The 18,122-nt window shown below is 73.4% G+C and carries 16 protein-coding genes; 9 read left to right on the top strand and 7 right to left on the bottom strand.

What is annotated here, in order from left to right:
- Nucleotides 1-69 precede the first annotated feature (69 nt).
- Nucleotides 70-2,037: an NAD(P)-binding protein gene (locus ACIBG4_RS26965; protein ID WP_397204186.1), complete on the top strand. Its 1,968-nt coding sequence runs from the start codon at nucleotides 70-72 to the stop codon at nucleotides 2,035-2,037.
- Here the strand turns inward: ACIBG4_RS26965 and ACIBG4_RS26960 are convergent.
- Nucleotides 2,018-2,818, bottom strand: coding sequence for an SDR family NAD(P)-dependent oxidoreductase (locus tag ACIBG4_RS26960; protein WP_397204185.1), 801 nt, complete (start codon nucleotides 2,816-2,818; stop codon nucleotides 2,018-2,020). The genes ACIBG4_RS26965 and ACIBG4_RS26960 overlap by 20 nt on opposite strands.
- 153 nt (nucleotides 2,819-2,971) lie before the next feature.
- Here ACIBG4_RS26960 and ACIBG4_RS26955 point away from each other — a divergent pair, with 153 nt between their 5' ends.
- The 4 genes from ACIBG4_RS26955 to ACIBG4_RS26940 are packed head-to-tail and all read left to right on the top strand — an operon-like array spanning nucleotide 2,972 to nucleotide 6,459.
- Nucleotides 2,972-5,131 carry a nitrate- and nitrite sensing domain-containing protein gene (locus ACIBG4_RS26955; protein WP_397204184.1) on the top strand — a complete coding sequence of 720 codons (2,160 nt, stop codon included), beginning with the start codon at nucleotides 2,972-2,974 and terminating at the stop codon, nucleotides 5,129-5,131.
- Nucleotides 5,128-5,535 (top strand): roadblock/LC7 domain-containing protein, encoded by a 408-nt coding sequence (locus ACIBG4_RS26950; RefSeq protein WP_310707418.1) that lies wholly within the window; start codon nucleotides 5,128-5,130, stop codon nucleotides 5,533-5,535. Before ACIBG4_RS26955 ends, ACIBG4_RS26950 begins: the two co-directional genes overlap by 4 nt.
- On the top strand, nucleotides 5,532-5,906 hold the full coding sequence (locus tag ACIBG4_RS26945; protein WP_397204183.1) for a DUF742 domain-containing protein: 375 nt from the start codon (nucleotides 5,532-5,534) through the stop codon (nucleotides 5,904-5,906). Before ACIBG4_RS26950 ends, ACIBG4_RS26945 begins: the two co-directional genes overlap by 4 nt.
- Nucleotides 5,887-6,459 carry an ATP/GTP-binding protein gene (locus tag ACIBG4_RS26940; protein ID WP_310707420.1) on the top strand — a complete coding sequence of 191 codons (573 nt, stop codon included), beginning with the start codon at nucleotides 5,887-5,889 and terminating at the stop codon, nucleotides 6,457-6,459. Before ACIBG4_RS26945 ends, ACIBG4_RS26940 begins: the two co-directional genes overlap by 20 nt.
- A gap of 50 nt (nucleotides 6,460-6,509) precedes the next feature.
- Here ACIBG4_RS26940 and ACIBG4_RS26935 read toward each other — a convergent pair whose 3' ends face one another.
- From ACIBG4_RS26935 to ACIBG4_RS26925, 3 genes are all read right to left on the bottom strand, one after another.
- Entirely contained in the window at nucleotides 6,510-6,884 is a 375-nt protein-coding gene (locus ACIBG4_RS26935; protein WP_397204182.1) for a DUF742 domain-containing protein, read from the bottom strand.
- Entirely contained in the window at nucleotides 6,881-9,181 is a 2,301-nt protein-coding gene (locus ACIBG4_RS26930) for a nitrate- and nitrite sensing domain-containing protein (protein WP_397204181.1), read from the bottom strand. Before ACIBG4_RS26930 ends, ACIBG4_RS26935 begins: the two co-directional genes overlap by 4 nt.
- Nucleotides 9,182-9,243: 62 nt before the next feature.
- Complete coding sequence (locus ACIBG4_RS26925) at nucleotides 9,244-10,014, bottom strand: DUF998 domain-containing protein (protein ID WP_397204180.1); 771 nt, start codon at nucleotides 10,012-10,014, stop codon at nucleotides 9,244-9,246.
- Between the two features lie 189 nt (nucleotides 10,015-10,203).
- Between ACIBG4_RS26925 and ACIBG4_RS26920 the strand changes: the two genes are divergently transcribed.
- A complete protein-coding gene (locus tag ACIBG4_RS26920; RefSeq protein WP_397204179.1) occupies nucleotides 10,204-11,154 on the top strand; it encodes an alpha/beta hydrolase in 951 nt (316 codons plus the stop codon).
- 112 nt (nucleotides 11,155-11,266) lie between these two features.
- Here the strand turns inward: ACIBG4_RS26920 and xylB are convergent, their stop codons facing one another.
- The 3 genes from xylB to ACIBG4_RS26905 all read right to left on the bottom strand — a co-directional run bounded on the left by xylB (nucleotide 11,267) and on the right by ACIBG4_RS26905 (nucleotide 13,806).
- The gene (gene xylB, locus ACIBG4_RS26915; RefSeq protein WP_397204178.1) at nucleotides 11,267-12,757 is read right to left on the bottom strand and encodes a xylulokinase; all 1,491 of its coding nucleotides are present in this window, start codon (nucleotides 12,755-12,757) and stop codon (nucleotides 11,267-11,269) included.
- A gap of 269 nt (nucleotides 12,758-13,026) precedes the next feature.
- Nucleotides 13,027-13,206, bottom strand: a complete 180-nt coding sequence (locus tag ACIBG4_RS26910; protein WP_397204177.1) for a hypothetical protein — start codon at nucleotides 13,204-13,206, stop codon at nucleotides 13,027-13,029.
- A 150-nt stretch (nucleotides 13,207-13,356) separates the two neighbouring features.
- On the bottom strand, nucleotides 13,357-13,806 hold the full coding sequence (locus ACIBG4_RS26905) for a MarR family winged helix-turn-helix transcriptional regulator (RefSeq protein WP_397204176.1): 450 nt from the start codon (nucleotides 13,804-13,806) through the stop codon (nucleotides 13,357-13,359).
- A 60-nt stretch (nucleotides 13,807-13,866) separates the two neighbouring features.
- Here ACIBG4_RS26905 and ACIBG4_RS26900 point away from each other — a divergent pair, with 60 nt between their 5' ends.
- From ACIBG4_RS26900 to ACIBG4_RS26890, 3 genes are all read left to right on the top strand, one after another.
- Complete coding sequence (locus ACIBG4_RS26900) at nucleotides 13,867-14,376, top strand: VOC family protein (protein WP_397204175.1); 510 nt, start codon at nucleotides 13,867-13,869, stop codon at nucleotides 14,374-14,376.
- A gap of 137 nt (nucleotides 14,377-14,513) precedes the next feature.
- Nucleotides 14,514-14,759 carry a hypothetical protein gene (locus ACIBG4_RS26895; protein WP_397204174.1) on the top strand — a complete coding sequence of 82 codons (246 nt, stop codon included), beginning with the start codon at nucleotides 14,514-14,516 and terminating at the stop codon, nucleotides 14,757-14,759.
- 147 nt (nucleotides 14,760-14,906) lie between these two features.
- Entirely contained in the window at nucleotides 14,907-18,104 is a 3,198-nt protein-coding gene (locus tag ACIBG4_RS26890; RefSeq protein ID WP_397204173.1) for a S8 family serine peptidase, read from the top strand.
- Nucleotides 18,105-18,122: the final 18 nt, after the last annotated feature.

The raw sequence follows: 18,122 nt of genomic DNA, 5'->3' as shown, positions 1-18,122 counted from the left end.
CGCAAAATGTTTCTCGGGGCGCTGCGCGGCGTAGCGCCGCATTTGCCCGGCGTCATCATCATCCAGCACATGGGCGACATCGACCCGCGCCGGGCGCGCGACCTCGGGATGGACCGGCTGATTTCGCGCCGCGACTTCTTCGACGGAGTCGCCGTGACCGCGGGCGCGGCTGCGGTGGGCGCGGTCACCGGGATCCCGCTCCTGCGCGGCGGGCACGGCGGGGGCGGCCCGGAAAGGCCCGCGGAGATCCCCTACCCGCCGGCGCTCACCGGGCTGAGGGGAGACGACCCCGACGCGCTCAGCGTGCCGCACGCGCTGCGCGACGGCCGCTTCTGGGAGCACGCGGGCGCGCCCCACCCCACGGGTGAGGCCTACGACCTGGTGGTCGTGGGCGGCGGCGTCAGCGGGGTGGCCGCGGCCCACGAGTGGCTGCGGCGCGACCCCGGCGCCCGGGTGCTCATCCTCGACAACCACGACGAGATCGGCGGGCACGCGCGGCGCAACGAGTTCCGGGGCGGCGGGCGGCCGGGGCCGCTGATCGGGCCGGGCGGCTCGCCGTCGCTCGGGTCTCCCGAGGCGTGGACGCCCGAGGGCAAGGAGCTGCTCGCGCTCCTCGGCGTCGAGCCGGACACGCTCGCCGGCTACACCGACCGGACGCTCTACCCGGGTCTCGGGCTGCGCAGGGGCGTGATGTGCGACAAGGAGACGTTCGGGCACGACCGGCTGGTGCGGTTCGAGGCCGGCGTGCAGGCCGAGGAGTGGGTGAGCCGGCTGCCGATCGACGAGCGGGCCCGCCAGGACCTGGTCATGCTCTACACCGACCCGCCCGACTGGCTCGCGGGCCTGTCGCGGGAGGAGAAGGAGGGGCGGCTGGCGGAGCTGACGTACTCGGCGTTCCTGCTGGAGGTGTGCGGGGTCCACCCGGACGTGGAGCGGTTCTGCCGCACGATGCCCAGCGCCCGGTGGGGGTACGGGGCCGACTCCTTCGGCGCGATCGACGCCTGGGGCACCGCCCGCCACTGGGACTATCCGGGCTTCCAGGGGCTCGGGCTCGGCAGGGGCAAGCCGTCGCGGTTCAACTCGCCCACGGTCCGCAAGGAGTGGGACGCGGGGGCCCCGCTCCGCTTCCCCGAGGGCAACCAGGCGCTGGTGCGGATGCTGGTGGGCCGGATGATCCCCGGCTTCGCGGGGTCCACCTCCGCGGACGGCGTCACGGCGGCCTCCTACGACTACGACCGGCTGGACCGGCCCGGCAACCGGGTGCGCTTCCGGCTGTCGAGCCCGGTCGTCTCGGTGCGCAACGACGGCGATCCGCGCGGCGCGGATCCGGAGGCCGCCTCCACGGCGACGGTCGGCTACTTCGACGGCTACCGGCTCCGGACCGTCAGCGCGGGGGCCGTGGTGCTCGCCTGCTGGCACACCGTCATCCCGTACCTCGTTCCCGAGCTGCCCGAGGACCAGCTGCGCGCGCTGCGGGCCGCGGTCAAGACGCCCGTGCTGCACGCCACCGTACGGCTGCGCGACTGGCGGGCATGGCACGCGGCGGGGCTGCGGGCGGTCCGCTGGACGGGCGCGTACTGGTGTCAGACGGAGCTGGGGAGGCCGGTGAGCACTCCCGGCTACCAGAGCCCCAGGGACCCCTCAGAGCCGATCCTGGCGCATCTGGTGGCCGCGCCGTGCCGGTCGGAGCTCGGGCCCGTCCGTGGGGCCGCAGCGGGCCGTCAGGCGCTGCTCAAGACCTCGTACGAGCATCTGGAGTTCACCGTGCGGGATCAGCTCACCCGGCTGCTGGAGCCGCACGGGTTCGACCCGGCCGCCGACATCGAGGCCGTCACGGTCAACCGGTGGGGACACGGGTACGCGCCCGAGTACCGCAGGCCGTGGCACGACTTCTACCCGGACGGGCCGTTCCCGGCCGAGGCCGCCCGGCGGCCGTTCGGGCGGATCGCGATCGCGAACGCCGACGCGGTGCCGGGCGCGGGGTTCGACGCCGCGGTGACCGCCGCCCACCGGGCCGTCAGCGAACTGTCCCGTTGACCCCCACGGCCGCCAGGCTGGCCTCCCAGAGGCGCTCGGCCAGGGCCGGGTCGGCCATGGCGGCCGGCACCCGCCGGGGCGCCCCGCCGGCGAAGTAGCGGCCCGCGCGCTCCGCCCCGTCGGCGTGCGTGGCGAGGTGGACGAGCGACCGCGCGCCGTGCTCCGGTGGTTTGGCGTACCCCGGCATGGCAAGGAAGATCCGCATGAGCAGCGAGCCGGAGGCGAACCCGGTGCGGATCACGCCCGGGTGGAAGCAGGTCGCCGCCACCCCGCGCGCCGCCAGCGCGACCGTGAACAGCGCGTTGGCCTGCTTGGTGTCGCCGTACTGGAGCCAGCCGTTCCACCGCCGCCGCTCCCGCGACAGGTCGGAGGGGTCGAGCCGGCCGGTCCTGCCGGCCCGCGACGAGGTGGTCACCACCCGGTCCACCCGGCCCGTCAGCGCCCGGGTCAGCACGAAGGGGGCCAGGTGGTTGACCTGAACCATGAGCTCGTGCCCGTCGGGCGTCACCTTCCGCTCCGTGCTCATCACCCCGGCGTTGTTGGCGAGCACCGCGATGCGCTCGTAGCGCTCGGCGAGCCGGTCGGCCAGCGCCCGCACGTCGTCGAGCGAGGTGTAGTCGCACGTCAGCACGTCGGCCTTGGGGCCGGGCAGCCCGCCCGCCACCTCGTCGAGCCGCCGCCGGTCACGGCCCACGAGCACCACCCGGTGCCCCCGGCGGGAAAGCCCGGCCGCCGCGGCGGCCCCGATCCCGGAGCTTGCCCCAGTAATCACGCTAATCATCCTGTTCCTCCCACTGCGCCGGAACCTTAAACGGTGCTAGTCTCCTGTGCGATCTTCCGGAGGTGTATTTACACAAAAGGTGGAAATGCCCCTCGACTCCGAGGTTGGGACATGGGCTCGCGTAACCGGTCAATTCGGTTCAAGATCTTCTTATTGCTGCTGCTACCCCTCCTGTCTCTGAGCGCGCTCTGGGGGTTCGCACTGAACCTCACCGTGGGCGACGGCCAGGCCCTCCTGCGGAGCAACACCGTGTACCAGACGGTCGGCCTCACCTCGACCGAGCTGGGCCTCCAGCTCCAGGCCGAGCGCGCCCGCTCCGCCGTGGCCGTCACCACCCGTAAGCTCACCCAGGACCTCGGCGCCCAGCGAGCCCGCACCGACAAGGCCGTCGCCGACTTCCGCCGCTCCACCGTCGAGGCCGGCGACGCCGTCGAAGGCGAGCTGCGCGGCCCCATCGACGGGCTCGACCGCGCCCTGTCCCGGCTCGGCTCCATCCGCGCCGACATCGACGCCGGCCTCAGCTCCCGCCTCATGGGCATCGACGCCTACAACGCCGTCCTCGACGCGCTCTTCCGCTTCTACGACCACATGGTCTCCGTGCCCGACCTCCCCCTCTTCCAGGTGGCCACGGCCATGCAGGCGATGGGCAACGCCCGTGAGGTCATCGCCCGGGAGCACGCCCTGATCAGCGGCGCCCTCATCGACGGGCAGCTCACCGACCCCGAGGCCGCCGCGTTCACCGAGTACGCCGCCGCCCGCAAGTTCCTGCACGCCCGCGGCATGGCCGGGCTCGACGTCGCGCTGCGCGGGCCGTACGAGAAGGTGTTCGACGACCAGACCTTCCGCGACTTCGCCCGGATGGAGACGCGCGTGGTCACCACCGGCGCGCCGCCCCCCGACGGCGACGCCTGGAACGCCGCCGCCGGTCAGGTGATGACCCAGCTCGACCGGATCAACGCCGACTCCACCGCCGTCCTCGCCGAGCGCGCCACCAGCGCCGCCACCGTCATCCTGCTCCGCATCGCCGTCGCCGGCGTCCTCGGCCTGATCGCCGTCCTCGCCTCGATCATCATCTCCGTGCGCCTCGGCCGCCGGCTGGGCGCCGAGCTGTCCGGGCTGCGCGCCGCCGCGGTCGAGCTGTCGGACGAGCGGCTGCCCGCCCTCGTCGAGCGCCTGCGCCGCGGCGAGACCGTGGACGCCGCCAAGGAGACCAAGCCGCTCAAGGTCAGCGGCTCCGCCGAGATCACCGACGTGGCCCGCGCGTTCGCCTCCGTGCAGTCCACCGCCGTACGGGCCGCCGTGGGGCAGGCGGAGCTGCGCCGCGGCGTGAGCCAGGTCTTCCTCAACCTCGCCCGGCGCAAGCAGGGCCTGCTGCACCGCCAGCTCGCGCTGCTCGACAGCATGCAGCGCCGCACCCACGACCCCGACCGCCTGGAAGAGCTCTTCCGCGTCGACCACCTCACCACCCGCATGCGGCGGCACGCCGAGAGCCTCATCATCCTGTCCGGCTCCGCGCCCGGCCGGGCCTGGCGCAAGCCGGTGTCCGTGCTCGACATCGTGCGGGCCGCCGTCGCCGAGGTCGAGGAGTACACCCGGGTCACGGTCGACGCCATGCCGGCCAGCGCCATCGACGGCGCCACCGCGGCCGACCTGACCCACCTCGTGGCCGAGCTGGTCGAGAACGCCACCCTGTACTCGCCGCCCGACACCGTCGTCCACATCCGCGGCGACCTGGTGAGCAACGGGTACGCGATCGAGGTGGAGGACAGGGGCCTCGGGCTCTCGCAGACCGAGTACGCCGCGGTCAACGCGCGGCTGGCCCGGCCGCCGGAGTTCGACCTGGCCGACAGCGACAGGCTCGGCCTGTTCGTGGTCGGCAAGCTGGCCGAGCGGCACGGCATCCAGGTGCTGATGCGCCGCTCGCCCTTCGGCGGCACCACGGCGATCGTCCTGGTGCCGCGCACGCTGGTCAGCGAGCAGGCGGCGCTGACGGCCGGCGACGACGACCGTGAAGCGGCCCGCGAGACGGGCAAGGACACGGGCGGCAGCGGCCGGGGCACCGCCACCACGCTGCCCAGCCGTACGAGGAAGAAGAAGGCCCTCGCCGTCGTGAACGGCGGGACCCATGCCGGCCTGCCCACGCGGGTCCGGCAGGCAAACCTGGCACCCCAGCTCCGGCCGGACCCTCCGCCGGAGCCGGAGCCGGAGCAGAAGACGGAACGCTCTCCCGACGAGGTACGCGATCTGTTCTCCGCGTTCCAACGGGGAACCCAACGTGCCCGAGAAGAAGCAACAGAGGAGGGGGAGGCATGAGCGCGCCCACGACCAACACCGGTGAACTGAACTGGCTGCTCGACGACCTGACGACCAGGGTCGCCGCGGTCCGGCAGGCGGTGATCCTGTCGACCGACGGCCTCGCGGTGGGCTACTCCAAGGGCCTGAGCCGGGAGGACGCCGAGCACCTGTCCGCCGTGGCGGCCGGGTTCCAGAGCCTCGCCCGCGGCACCGGACGCCACTTCGGAGGCGGGGACGTCCGCCAGACCATCGTCGAGATGGAGTCGGCGTTCCTCTTCGTGACCGCGGCCGGCAAGGGCACCTGCCTGGCCGTGCTGGCCGAGGCGAACGTCGACGTCGGGCACATCGCCTACGAGATGGCGATGCTGGTCAAGCGGGTGGGCCAGCACATCTCGACCAACCCGCGAGCGACGGCGCCATGACGGAGACCCCCCAATGGCTGGACGAGGCGGCGGGGCCGATCGTCCGGCCCTACGCGCTCATCCGCGGCAGGACCAGGTCGTCGGGGGACGCCTTCGACCTCATCGCCACCGTGAGCGTCGTCGGAGAGCCCTCCGGCGAGGCGGCCGATGAGCTCGGGCCGGAGCAGCGGCTCATTCTGCGGGTGGCGCGCGACCCGATCTCGGTGGCCGACGTGGCCGTCGAGCTCGACCTGCCCATCGGGGTCGTGCGGGTGCTGCTCGGCGATCTGCGTGACAACGGCCTCATCTCGGTGACATCCCCCTCAGCGGCCAGGCCGCGTCCGAGCGAGGGCATTCTCAAGGAAGTGATCAATGGACTCCGGGCTCTCTGACGACCCCGTGGCGCTGAAGATCCTCATCGCGGGGGGCTTCGGCGTCGGCAAGACCACCCTGGTGGGCGCCATCAGCGAGATCAAGCCGCTGCGCACCGAGGAGGTGCTGTCCGAGCGCGGGATCGGCGTGGACGACATCGACGGCGTGGAGGCCAAGACCACCACCACCGTCGCCATGGACTTCGGCCGCATCACCATCCGCGAGGGGCTGGTCGTCTACCTGTTCGGCACGCCGGGACAGGAACGGTTCTGGTTCATGTGGGACGAGCTGTCCTACGGCGCGCTGGGAGCCGTCGTCATCGCCGACACCCGGCGGCTGACCGACTGCTTCCCGTCCGTGGACTACTTCGAGCAGCGCGGCACGCCGTTCGTGGTGGCCGTCAACTGCTTCGAGGACGCCGAACAGCACAGCGTGGAAGACGTGCGGATCGCGCTCGACCTGGACCCGGACGTGCCGGTGCTGCTGTGCGACGTGCGCCGGCGCACCTCGGCGAAGGAGGTCATGGTCACGCTGGTGGAGCACTCCCTGCGGACCCTGACCGCGACAGGCTAGCGTCCCGGCGCCCGCCCCCCGGCGAGGCGCCCGTCCGGCCCTGGCGGGCGCTACAGCGCCCGCAGGCCGTTGATGACCTCTCTGAGCAGGTTCTCCGTCGCCCCCGTGCCCTTGGCCAGCGGCGGGCGCACCGAGACCAGCCCGTAGTGCAGCAGGTCGCCGAGGAGCACCCGTACCACCCCCACGGGCAGTTCGAGCTCCGCGGCGAGCTCCACCACGGGTTTGGCCTGCCCGGCGACGCAGCCGATCAGCCGCCGGTGCTGGCCGCTCAGCTCCGCCTTGGCCGGCGCGGGCAGGCCGCTGGCGACGACGTTCGCCAGCAGGTCGATCTCCGGGGCGGAGGACCTGGTGCGTCCGCGGGCGACCGCGTAAGGTCGCACGACCGGCCCGGCCTCCTCATCCACCCATTCGGGCTCGCGGCTCACGATCGAGTTCCCCCATCCTGGTCGCTGTCCTGGCGCCCGCGCCGCCAGCCCGACTGGAGGGAGGACAGCAGGGCCCTGGCCTCCTCGGGCGAGCGCTCGTCGGCGGGCCGGGCGGGCTGCTGCGTGCGGGTACGGGACGGCAGTGCGGACTCCTGCTGGCCGCCCTGGGCGGGCAGGCCGGCGCCCTGCTGCTGGAGCTGGGGCGGCAGGTTGGTCTGCCGGACGCGGCGGGGCAGCCCGGAGTCCTGGGGCTGCTGCTGCGGTGCCGAGGCGCGGCGGGACGTGCGGACGCGGCGCGGCAGCGCTCCCGGCCCCGTGGTGCCCGTGCCGCCTTCCAGGGCCCCGGAGAGCCGCTCGGCCCCGTCGCCGTCGTGCCTGGCCATCGGCACCGACACCGGCTCGAACTCCGGCATGTCCAGCGGCGGCGGCAGCAGCTCCACCAGCATCGACGGGACGAGCACGATCGCCGTGGTCCCGCCGTAGGGTGACGGCTTGAGCGTCACCGAGATGCCGTGGCGGGCGGCGAGCATGCCGACCACGGCGAAGCCGAGCTGCTCGGTCTGCGACGGGTCGAAGTCGGGCGGGCTCGCCAGCCGCAGGTTGATCGCGTCGCGCTGCTCCGGCGGCATGCCGAGGCCCCGGTCCTCCACCTCGACCGCGAAACCGCGGCCGACCATCTCGCCGCGCACCGACACCTCGTTGTCGGGGGAGGAGAACGTGGCCGCGTTCTCGATCAGCTCGGCGAACAGGTGCATGAGGTCCGCCACCGCCGAGCCGGAGAAGCCGGCCTCGGGCATCGGGTAGACGCGGACGCGGGTGTACTCCTCGACCTGGGCGGCGGCGCCGTTCAGCACGTCCTCGACCGGGATGGTGCCGCGCCAGCGGCGGCCGGCCGAGCCGCCCGACAGCAGCACCAGGCCCTCCGCGTGGCGGCGCATGCGGGTGGTGAGGTGGTCGAGCTTGAACAGCCTCTCCAGCGCCTCCGGCTCCTCGGTCTGGCGCTGCATGTCGTCGAGCAGCCTGAGCTGGCGCTGGAGCAGCGTCTGGCTGCGCCTGGCCAGGTTGCGCAGCGCCTCGGAGACGCCCTGGCGGAGCCTGGCCTGCTCGACGGCGGCGTCGACGGCGGTCCGCTGGACGCTGTCGAAGGCCGCCGCGAGGTCCTGGACCTCACTCGTGGTCTTGTCGGCCACCGTGATGGGCGGCGCCTCGGCGTCCACGTCCACGTTGTCGCCCTGGCGCAGCCGGGTGACCACGTCGGGCAGCTTGATCTCCGCCAGGTCGAGCGCGCTGCGGCGCAGCGTCCCGAGGTCGTGGGCGATGCGCCGGCCGGCCCGGATGGAGACGACGAGGGAGAAGATGACGGCGAGCAGCCCGAGCGCGCCCGCGATGGCGGCGCGGACGATGATCGTGATGCCGGCCGGCTCGATCCGCGCGAACAGCGCGTCACCGGTGCGCCAGATGGCCTCGGTGTACTCCTTCAGCACCGGGTCGGCCAGCTCGCGCCACATCTGCATGTTCACGGGCTCGCCCATGACGTACGACTCCAGCGCCCGCTCCATCGTCGCGAAGCGGGAGGAGCCGGCCACCTTCCGCACCCCGGCGCTCAGGTCGGCGTCCATGTTGGCCATGGCCGTCGGGAAGAGGTTCTGCCGGGCGCCGTCGATGCGGGCCAGCATGTGCAGGTCGGACATGGACGGCTTGCCGTTCGCGGCCACGATGAGGGCGTTCTCGCGGCTGAGCAGCTCGCGGACCTCGTCGGCGGCGATCAGGCCGTGGCTCTGCCGGGCCAGCTCCACGTCGGTGCTCACGGTGAAGGTGGCGTACATGAGGTGGACGGCATCGGAGATCTCGGAGTACTGCTCGATCAGGGCCGAGGGGGTCATCCTGCCGCCGTCGACCTGGCGCCGCACCTCCGGCAGGCGCTCGATCGCCTGGTACGCCTTCTTCAGCCGGTCGCGCATCTCCGGCGTCATGGCCGACTGGGTGCCCGGGGCGGCGCCGTTCTCGACGAGCTTGGCGCGCACCCGGTCGACCTTGGCGCGGGCCTCGGTCAGCGCGGCGGGGTCGGTGGCGGTGCCCGCGAGCCGCTCGGCGGAGGCCAGCCGCTCCTGCTGGAGATTGCCGACCACACCGTCGGCGTAGTTGATCACTCCGGTCCAGAGGGTCTGCGCCTTGAGGAGGTTGACGGCCTCGCCGATGGTGGTGCTGGCGGCGAACGCCCAGAGCGCGACGAGAGAGACCAGGGGGATGACGAGCAGTGTCGAGATCTTGAATCTTATGGATCTGCCCGATGCCATGGTACCTGCTCCCGGATAGAAGATCGCGGGAGAGAATAGCACCGATACGGGTGGGTTTAAGATCAACTAGCGATAAATCTGTGGTAAGTCAGGAAATTTGCGTCTTTTCCGATCGTCCGGGCCCAGGCCAGCCGGGCCAGCCACCCGGCCAGGACCAGCAGCAACGCCACCTCGGCGCCCAGCAACAGCCGCTCCACCAGCCCGATCATCACCCGCCCGCCGGGCAGCGCCACGTAGGTGATCGCCAGCAGCCCCAGCCCCCCGGCGAGCGCCAGCCACTCCACCACCCGCGCCACCGGCTTCCACGCCGCGTCGGCCGCCAGCCTCGGCACCATGAGCGCCGCCGCCGCGGGCAGGCTCACGAACGCCGCCACCGACACGTACCGGTGGATCTGCGCGGTCAGCGTCAGGTCGTGGCCGATGGGCGTGGTCGGCACCACCGCCGAGACCACCAGCGCCACCGACCACACCAGCAGCAGCCGCTCGGGCGTGCCGCGGACCGGCGCCCCCACCGCCCGCAGCCCGCCCAGCAGCGCCAGCGACCCCAGCCCCATGACGGCCATCGCGACCTCCGTGACGCCCCCGCGGTCGGACACGGCGTACTCGCTGATGGTCACGTTCAAGGGGTCGAGATACGGGTCGGGACCGAGCTGGCCGGCCACGACCGCGACGACGGCGAACGCGATGGACAGGCACGCGACGAGGGCGTAGACCCCCGCCCGCGCCCCGCCGAACCCTTTGGACCGGCTCCCGGCCGACGGCCGCGCCGTCCCCTCCGGCGCGGCCGTGGCGCGGCTCGTGGTCGCGGGGGTCCTGTCCTTCACTGCTGTCATGCCCCAACCTTCCCGTCCCGGCCGGGCCCCGGGCATCAGGCCACACCCCGAACGCGCCCCTGATCCCTTCCCGGGGTCCCCTAGGGGGCCGTCGGGGATCGGCCGGGGTCAGGGCAGGTATCAGGGGGTACGTCAGCCCGAGGGCTCACATGACACACAGGCGAACACCCGACGAGAGGGACGTACCTCATGAGTGAGCACATCCTGGAGCCTGAGGCACAGGAGATCGCGGACGCGACCTCCAAGCCCCCGTTCCTGTACGAGCTGGGCCCCGAGGGCGCCCGGAAGGTCCTCGACGACATCCAGGCCGCCCCGATCGACAAGCCGGACGTCGACGAGAAGTGGATCACCGTGCCGGCCGAGGTGGGGGACGTGCGGGTCCGCATCGTCAAGCCCGCCGGCGCCGGCGGCCCGCTGCCCGCCGTCCTGTACGTCCACGGTGGCGGCTGGATCCTCGGCAACGCCGGGACGCACGACCGGCTCGTCCGCGAGCTGGCCGTCGGCGCGAACGCCGCCCTCGTCTTCGTCGAGTACGAGCGCTCCCCCGAGGCGCAGTACCCGGTCGCGATCGAGCAGGCGTACGCCACCGCGCGCTGGATCACCCGGGACGGCGGCTCGGAGGGGCTGGACACCTCTCGCCTCGCGGTCGCGGGCGACTCCGTCGGCGGCAACATGGCCACCGCCCTGGCCATCCTGGCCAAGCAGCGCGGCGACGTGACCTTCGTCCACCAGTCGCTCTACTACCCGGTCACCGACGCCGCCCAGGACACCGGCAGCTACCGGGAGTTCGCCAACGGGCCCTTCCTGACCGCCAAGGCCATGGCCTGGTTCTGGGACGCGTACCTGCCCGACCACGGCAGGCGCGGAGAGATCACCGTCTCGCCGCTGCGGGCGAGCGTGGAGGACCTCGCCGGCCTGCCGGAGGCGCTGGTGATCGTGGACGAGAACGACGTGCTGCGCGACGAGGGGGAGGCGTACGCGCGCAAGCTGGTCGCGGCCGGGGTGCGGACGACGTGCGTCCGCTACAACGGCATCATCCACGACTTCATGATGCTCAACCCCGTCAGGAGCTCGGCCGCCTCGACGGGCGCCGTCGAGCAGGCCGTCCGCGTGCTGCGCAAGGCACTCGGCACCTCCTGACGCCACCCGGCAGGATCACCCGCCGCCTGGACCGGCCGTTCGTCCGCACCGGGCGGCCGTGCGGACGGGGGCGTCCGTCCGCATCGGGCGGCCGCCCGGACGGGGCGTTCTTCTAGAGCGGGCGGTCGAGGACGTGGGGGCGGGCGGCGGCGTAGCGGTGACGGATGTCCGGCACCGGGTCTGCCTCGTAGACCGCGGCGTCCTGCGACGACCAGTCCACCTCCGCGTCCAGCAGCCGGGCCGCCTGGTAGGCCGCGCCGTCGGCGACGTACTCACCCGGCGGCGGAGCCAGGACGGGCCGGCCGAAGACGGTCGGCGCGATGCGGCGGACCGCCTCCGAGCGGGCCCCTCCGCCGATCAGCAGGACACGCTCCGGGACGTGGCCGAGCGCGTCGAGGCCGTCGGCCAGGCCGCACAGCATGCCTTCGATCGCCGCCCGGGCCAGGTGGGCCGGGGTGGAGGTGGCCAGGGTGAGGCCGTGGACCGCTCCCGTGGCGTTGGGCTGGTTGGGGGTGCGCTCGCCCTCCAGGTACGGCACCAGCGTGAGCCCACCGGCTCCTGGCGGGGCCTGGAGCGCCAGCTCGCCGAGCCGGTCGAGGCCGACGCCCGTGAGCCGGGCCGTCGCGTCCATGACCCGGGCCGCGTTCAGCGTGCAGACCAGCGGGAGGAAGCGGCCCGTGGCGTCGGCGAACCCCGCCACCTGGCCGCTCGGGTCGGCACTCGGCGCGTCGGAGACGGCGAACACGGTGCCGGAGGTGCCGAGGGACACCACGACGTCGCCGGGCCGCGCGCCCACGCCGAGCGCGGCGGCCATGTTGTCGCCGGTGCCCGGCGCGATGCGCGTGCGCCCCGCCTCGCCCCCGGAGCCCAGGTCCCCGCCCGGCGCGGTGCGCGTCCCGCCGGAGCCGGCCTCCCCGCCCGGCGCGGTGGCGGCGTCGGCCACCGGCCCGAGGACGCGGGGCAGCAGTGGCACCGCGCCGAAGGCAGCCTTGAGCAGATCCGTCCGGTACGTCCCGGTGGCCGGTGACCAGTAGCCGGTGCCGGAGGCGTCGCCGCGGTCGGTGGTCAGGTGGTCGAGCGGCGGCGGCGGCGCGTCGGCCCACGCGGCGAAGGGCAGGCCGAGGACTCCCGCGAGCCGCCAGGTGAGCCAGTCGTGCGGCAGGCACACGGCGGCCACCCGGCGGGCGTTGTCCGGCTCGTGCTCGGCCAGCCAGCGCAGCTTGGTGATCGTGAACGACGCCACCGGCACGCTGCCCACCGCCTCGGCCCAGGCGGCGGGGCCGCCGAGCTCGGCCACGAGGGCCGCGGCGGCGTCCGCGGAGCGCGTGTCGTTCCAGAGCAGCGCCTCGCGCACGACCTGGCCGGCCTCGTCGAGGCAGACCATGCCGTGCTGTTGTCCCGCCACGCTCACGGCGGCCACGTCGTCGAGCCCGCCGGCCTCCTCGACGGCCCGCAGCAGGGCGGCCCACCAGTGGGACGGGTGGATCTCGGTGCCCTCGGGGTGGGCGGCCCTGCCCTGCCGGACGAGCCGGCCGGTGGCGGCGTCGCGGATGACGACCTTGCAGCTCTGGGTCGAGGAGTCGACCCCGGCGACGAGCGTCATGCGGTCACGCCCGGCAGGCCGCACGGGAGAGGAAGGTGAATGTTAGCGCTACCCATGGCCCTGATGCTGCACGAACCTGCCCGGACACCACAACCCCGGGCACCCCATTCCCCCACACCGGGCGCCACCGGCGGAACGCCGGAGGCCCCGTCGCCCGGCGCCACGGCCCCCGCGCCGGAGACCCCCCGTCGCGGACCCTGCGCCGTGGCCCCCGCGCCGTGAACGGGCGTCGCGGACCCTGTGCCACGGCCCCCCGCCGTGGACGGGCGTCACAGACCCGACGGGTCGCGGCCCACGCTGATCTCTTCGGCGATCTTGCGTAGCTCGGGGCCGTCGAGACCCGGTGCCTTGGGAAGCTGGCGCACCAGCGCGTCGAGCACCACGGGCACCGGCTCTCCCGCCAGCCGCCCGGCGATCCCGTGGACCGCTATGAACAGCGCATCGTCCATGTCGTGCATCCCCCCGCTCACGTCCGGGCGTGCGGAGCGTCGTCCGCTCCCCCGCCGGCCGAGGCCACACCCCGGCCACCCGCGCAACGCTACGACGTGCCACCGACAGTTTCCGCGCTAGCGCTCCAGCGTGTCCCGGACCGTTCCGCGCTAGCGCTCCAGCGTGTCCCGGACCGTGGCGCAGATGTCGTCGAGCGCCCGTATCCGCTCGGGGCCGAGCACGTCGAACAGGCTCCGCCGTACCTCCTCGACGTGGCCGGGGGCGGCGCCGGCCAGCGCGGCGAAGCCCTCGTCGGTGAGCACGGCGAAGCTGCCGCGCCCGTCGTCCGGGCAGCGCTCGCGGCGCACCCAGCCGCGCTCTTCGAGACGCGCGACCGCGTGCGACAGGCGGCTCTGCGAGGACTGCGCCCAGGTGGCGAGCTCGCTCATCCGCATGCGGCGCTCCGGCGCCTCCGACAGCCCCACGAGGATCACGTAGTAGGCGTGCGGCATCCCCGCGTCGCGCTGCAACTGGCGGTCGAGCGTCGCGTACAGGAGCTGGGTGGCGGCCACGAAGTTGCGCCAGGCACGCTGCTCGTCGTCGTCCAGCCATCGGGTCATGGGGGCATTTTACTTGAACTCTCATATACTTAAATCGTGTCCTGCTGAAAGGGGAACACCATGCCGGTCCAGCGGCTCAACCACGCGGTCCTGTACGTCCGTGACGTGGAGCGGAGCGTCGCCTTCTACCGCGAAGCCCTCGGCTTCGAGGTGGTCATGGGCATGCGGGGCGCCGCCTTCCTCCAGGCTCCGGGCTCGAACAACGACCACGACCTCGGCCTGTTCGAGATCGGCGCCGGCGCGGCTCCGTCGCCGGCCGGGCGCTCGTCGGTGGGGCTCTACCACCTGGCCTGGGAGGTGGACACGCTCGACGAGCTGGAGCGCATCGCGGCCAGGCTCGGCGAGATGGGGGCGCTGGTCGGCGCCTCCGACCACGCCACCACCAAGGCCCTGTACGCCCAGGACCCGGACGGGCTGGAGTTCGAGGTGTCCTGGCTGGTGCCGGCCTCGCTCATCGACGAGGAGCTGCTCGCCGCGCGCAGCTCGGTCCGGCCGCTCGACCTCGCCGCCGCCAAGCAGCGGTACGGCGGGACGACGCGCGGCGGCGTGGGCGTGTCCATCCCCGCCTGACAAACGCCCTGACAAACGCCCTGACACACACGGCTGACACGCACGGCCTGGCAGCCGGAACGCAGGCGCGGGAGGAAGTGATCAAGCTCGGAGAGGTACCGTGGCCTTGTCCGACTCCCGCGCCTTGGAGAACGGTCATGTCGAGCGATCCTGACCACGTGCTCGACGCCATCGACGGCGTCGTCGACGAATGGGAGGCGCTGAGCGCCGACGCGATGCGCTGGGCGCCACCCGAGCAGAAACAGGTGGGCGTGGTGAGCGAGGTGACCGACATCCTCGCTCCGCTCGCCAACGCCCTCACGGAGGCGTTCCGTCCGCTGGGCGACGCCGTGACGCGCCTGCTGGACGGCATCGCGGGCGGCGATGACGACGACGACCGCTGAGGTCGTCAAGGTGATCCGCCGTGCCGCCGGCTTCGCGGTGCGCCGCACCAGCCTGCCGGCCGGGAAGCGATGGACGTGGGCGCAGCTGAAACACCTGCCGATCACCGGCCAATACGTAGTGACATTTCCGGATGATCGGATAACTACGTGCACAGAACGACAAGGTGGGCCGGCGTCGCCGTGCTCGCCATGGCCGTGGCCGCCCCATGGCAGGCGGTCGCACATGGGGCCGCGCAGGCCGCCGACCAGCCGGCGACCGGCGCGCGGACGGTCACGCTGGTGACCGGCGACAAAGTGACGGTGACCGGCCGGACGAGCGCGATCGTCGAGCCGGGCGAGGGCAGGGAGAAGGTCACCTTCTTCACCGACGAAGCGCAGGGGCGGCTCCGCGTCTTACCGAGCGACGCCGCGCCGCTGGTCCACGCCGGACGGCTCGATCCCCGGCTGTTCGACGTGACGGGGCTGCTGGAGCTCGGGTACGACGACAGCCGCGAGGAGTTGCCCCTGGTCGTGACCGGGCTCTCCGGTCCCGGGCCGTCCGTCCGCGCGATGGCCGGGTTCAGGTCGCTGAGCGCGGTGCGGGGCTTCGCCGTACGGCAGCGCAGGGACGGCGCCGCGCGGACGTGGCGGGCACTCGCGGACGGCAAGGGCAAGGTCTGGCTCGACGGGCGCCGGCGCGTCTCGCTCGACGTGAGCGTCAAGCAGGTCGGCGCGCCGCGGGCGTGGGAGCGCGGGCACACCGGCAGCGGCGTCAAGGTGGCGGTGCTCGACACCGGGATCGACGCGACCCACCCCGACCTCGCCGGACGGGTCGCGGCCCGGGCCGACTTCACCGAGGCCCAGGACGAACGCGACGTGATCGGGCACGGCACGCACGTGGCCTCCACCATCGCGGGCAGTGGCGCCGCCTCAGGCGGCACGTACCGTGGCGTCGCGCCCGGCGTGACGCTGATGGACGGCAAGGTGTGCGAGTCGGAGTGGTGCTCGGACTCGGCCATCCTGGCGGGCATGCAGTGGGCGGCCGAGCAGGGCGCGAGAGTCGTCAACATGAGCCTCGGGGCTCCCGACACCCCCGGGCTCGACCCGCTGGAGGAGGCCGTGCAGACGCTCACCGAGCGCTACGGCACCCTGTTCGTGGTGGCGGCCGGCAACTCCGGCGGCGACCGCACGCTCAACTCGCCCGCCACCGCCGACGCCGCGCTCGCGGTCGGCGCCGTCAGCAAGTCCGGCGAGCAGGCCGGCTTCGCCAGCCGCGGGCCGCGCGCCGGTGATGAGGGCCTCAAGCCGGACATCACCGCCCCTGGTGTGGACATCACCGCGGCCCGCGGCAAGGACAGTCCCGGCGGCGGCTCCTACGTCTCCATGTCCGGCACCTCCATGGCCGCCCCGCACGTCGCGGGCGTCGCCGCGCTGCTGGCCGGGGCGCACCCCGATTGGAAGGGCGACACGCTCAAGGCGGCCCTCATGGGCACCGCCCGGCCGCTGCCGGGGATCGGGGTCTTCGCACAGGGCGCGGGGCTGGTCGACGCCGACCGGGGCACGAGCCAGGCCGTCACGGCCGAACCGCCCGGTCTCGGCTTCGGACGGCAGGCGTGGCCGCACGACGACGACCAGCCGGTCGGCAAGAAGATCGTGTACCGCAACCGCGAGCAGCAGCCGGTGACCCTCCGCCTGGAGGTGCGCGGCGACAAGACCTTCGGCGTCACACCCGCCACGCTGACCGTCCCCGCGGGCGGTGAGGCTGAGGCCACCGTCACCGCCGACACTCGCACCGGCGGGCCGGACGGCCTGCTCGGCGGATACGTCGTCGCCACCGGCGACGACGGCCTGGTTCTCAGCACGCCGGTCGGGGTGGACAAGGAGACCGAGAGCTACGACCTCACCCTCAGGCACACCGGCAGGGACGGCCGACCGGCCACCAGGGCCTACACGACGCTGTACCGGCTCGACGCCCACCAGGACCCCATCGATGTGGAGGAGCCCGAGGGGCCGGTCACCCTGCGACTGCCGAAGGGCAGATGGCAGATCAGGAGCGCCGTCAGCGACGACCGGAGCAGGACGCTCCTCGTCCACCCGGACCTCGTCCTGGACCGGTCGCAGACCGTGGAGGCCGACGCGCGGCTGGGCCGGCCGATCTCGCTGACGCTGCCCCGCGCCGACGCCACCTCGCTGCTGGCCGAGATCGGCTACCAGTGGCAGGAGGCCGACGGCAGGTCGCGCAGCTGGGGCTGGCTCGCCGACTCCTATGACGGTGCGTTCACCGCCCAGCTCGGTCCCGACCGCGCCTATCCGGGTGTGCGTACCAAGGTCGCCGGGCAGTGGGCCGCCGCCCGGGCCGGGAGCCCGTACGCCTACCGCCTGACCTGGTTCCACTCCGGAGGCATGGTCAACGGATTCGAGCGGCGCGTGGCCCAGCGCGACCTGGCCGCCATCCACACCGGCTACGCCCGCCACCTGCCCGACGCGGAGGCCGACGCCTCCAGCCGGGCCTGGCCGCGCGACGGGGGCTTCTTCGGGTACCTGTCCCCCACCACGTTCGGCACGCCGTTCCGGCAGACCGAGTACGTCAACACCGACGACGGCATCCGCTGGCAGCGCTACCTGTTCGAGTACGCCCCCGACGGCCGGCTCAACAAGTTCGAGTCGCCCTTCGCGGTCTACCGGTCCGGGCGGGCGTACACGGAGGCGTGGAACCGTGGCGTCTTCGCGCCCGCCCTGCCCTGGGCGGGGCACCCGGACTCCGACGGCGTCAGCCGCACCGGCGACGTCATCTCGACCAGCCTACTCATGTACGGCGACGCGAGAGGATCGCTCGGCTACTCCTCCCGGGCGACGCAGCGGACCGCCCTCTACCGTGACGGCACCCTGGTGGGCGAGCAGCCGGAGATCGTGACGAGCTTCACCGTGCCCGCGTCGGAGGCCGCCTACCGCCTCGTCGTCGAGACCGAGCGCGGAGCGCCCGCGACGCTGTCCACGCGCGTGTCCTGTGTGTGGACGTTCCGGTCCGGGCACGTCGCGGGTGACACGCCTGCGCGGCTGCCGGTGTCGGTCGTGCGCTTCAGCCCCGCCCTCGACGCCGCCAACTCCGCCCCGTCCGGGCGGCGCTTCACCGTGCCGGTGACCGTTCAGCCGCTGGAGGGCAGCGCCGCCCGCCCCGTCCGGCGGCCGGCGGTGGACGTGTCCTATGACGACGGGGCCACCTGGAGCAGGGCCGCGGTCCACGGGTCGGCGGTCGTCCTGCGCCATCCGGCCGGCGCGGGGTTCGTGTCCCTGCGCGCCCGGGCGGTGGACGAGGCGGGCAACACGGTGAAGCAGACGGTCATCCGGGCCTACCCGATCCGGTAGCCGGAACCCGTGAGGAGC

It is taken from the genome of Nonomuraea sp. NPDC050383, assembly GCF_044459125.1.
Taxonomy (GTDB): domain Bacteria; phylum Actinomycetota; class Actinomycetes; order Streptosporangiales; family Streptosporangiaceae; genus Nonomuraea.
This window is presented reverse-complemented; position numbering and strand designations above follow the sequence as displayed.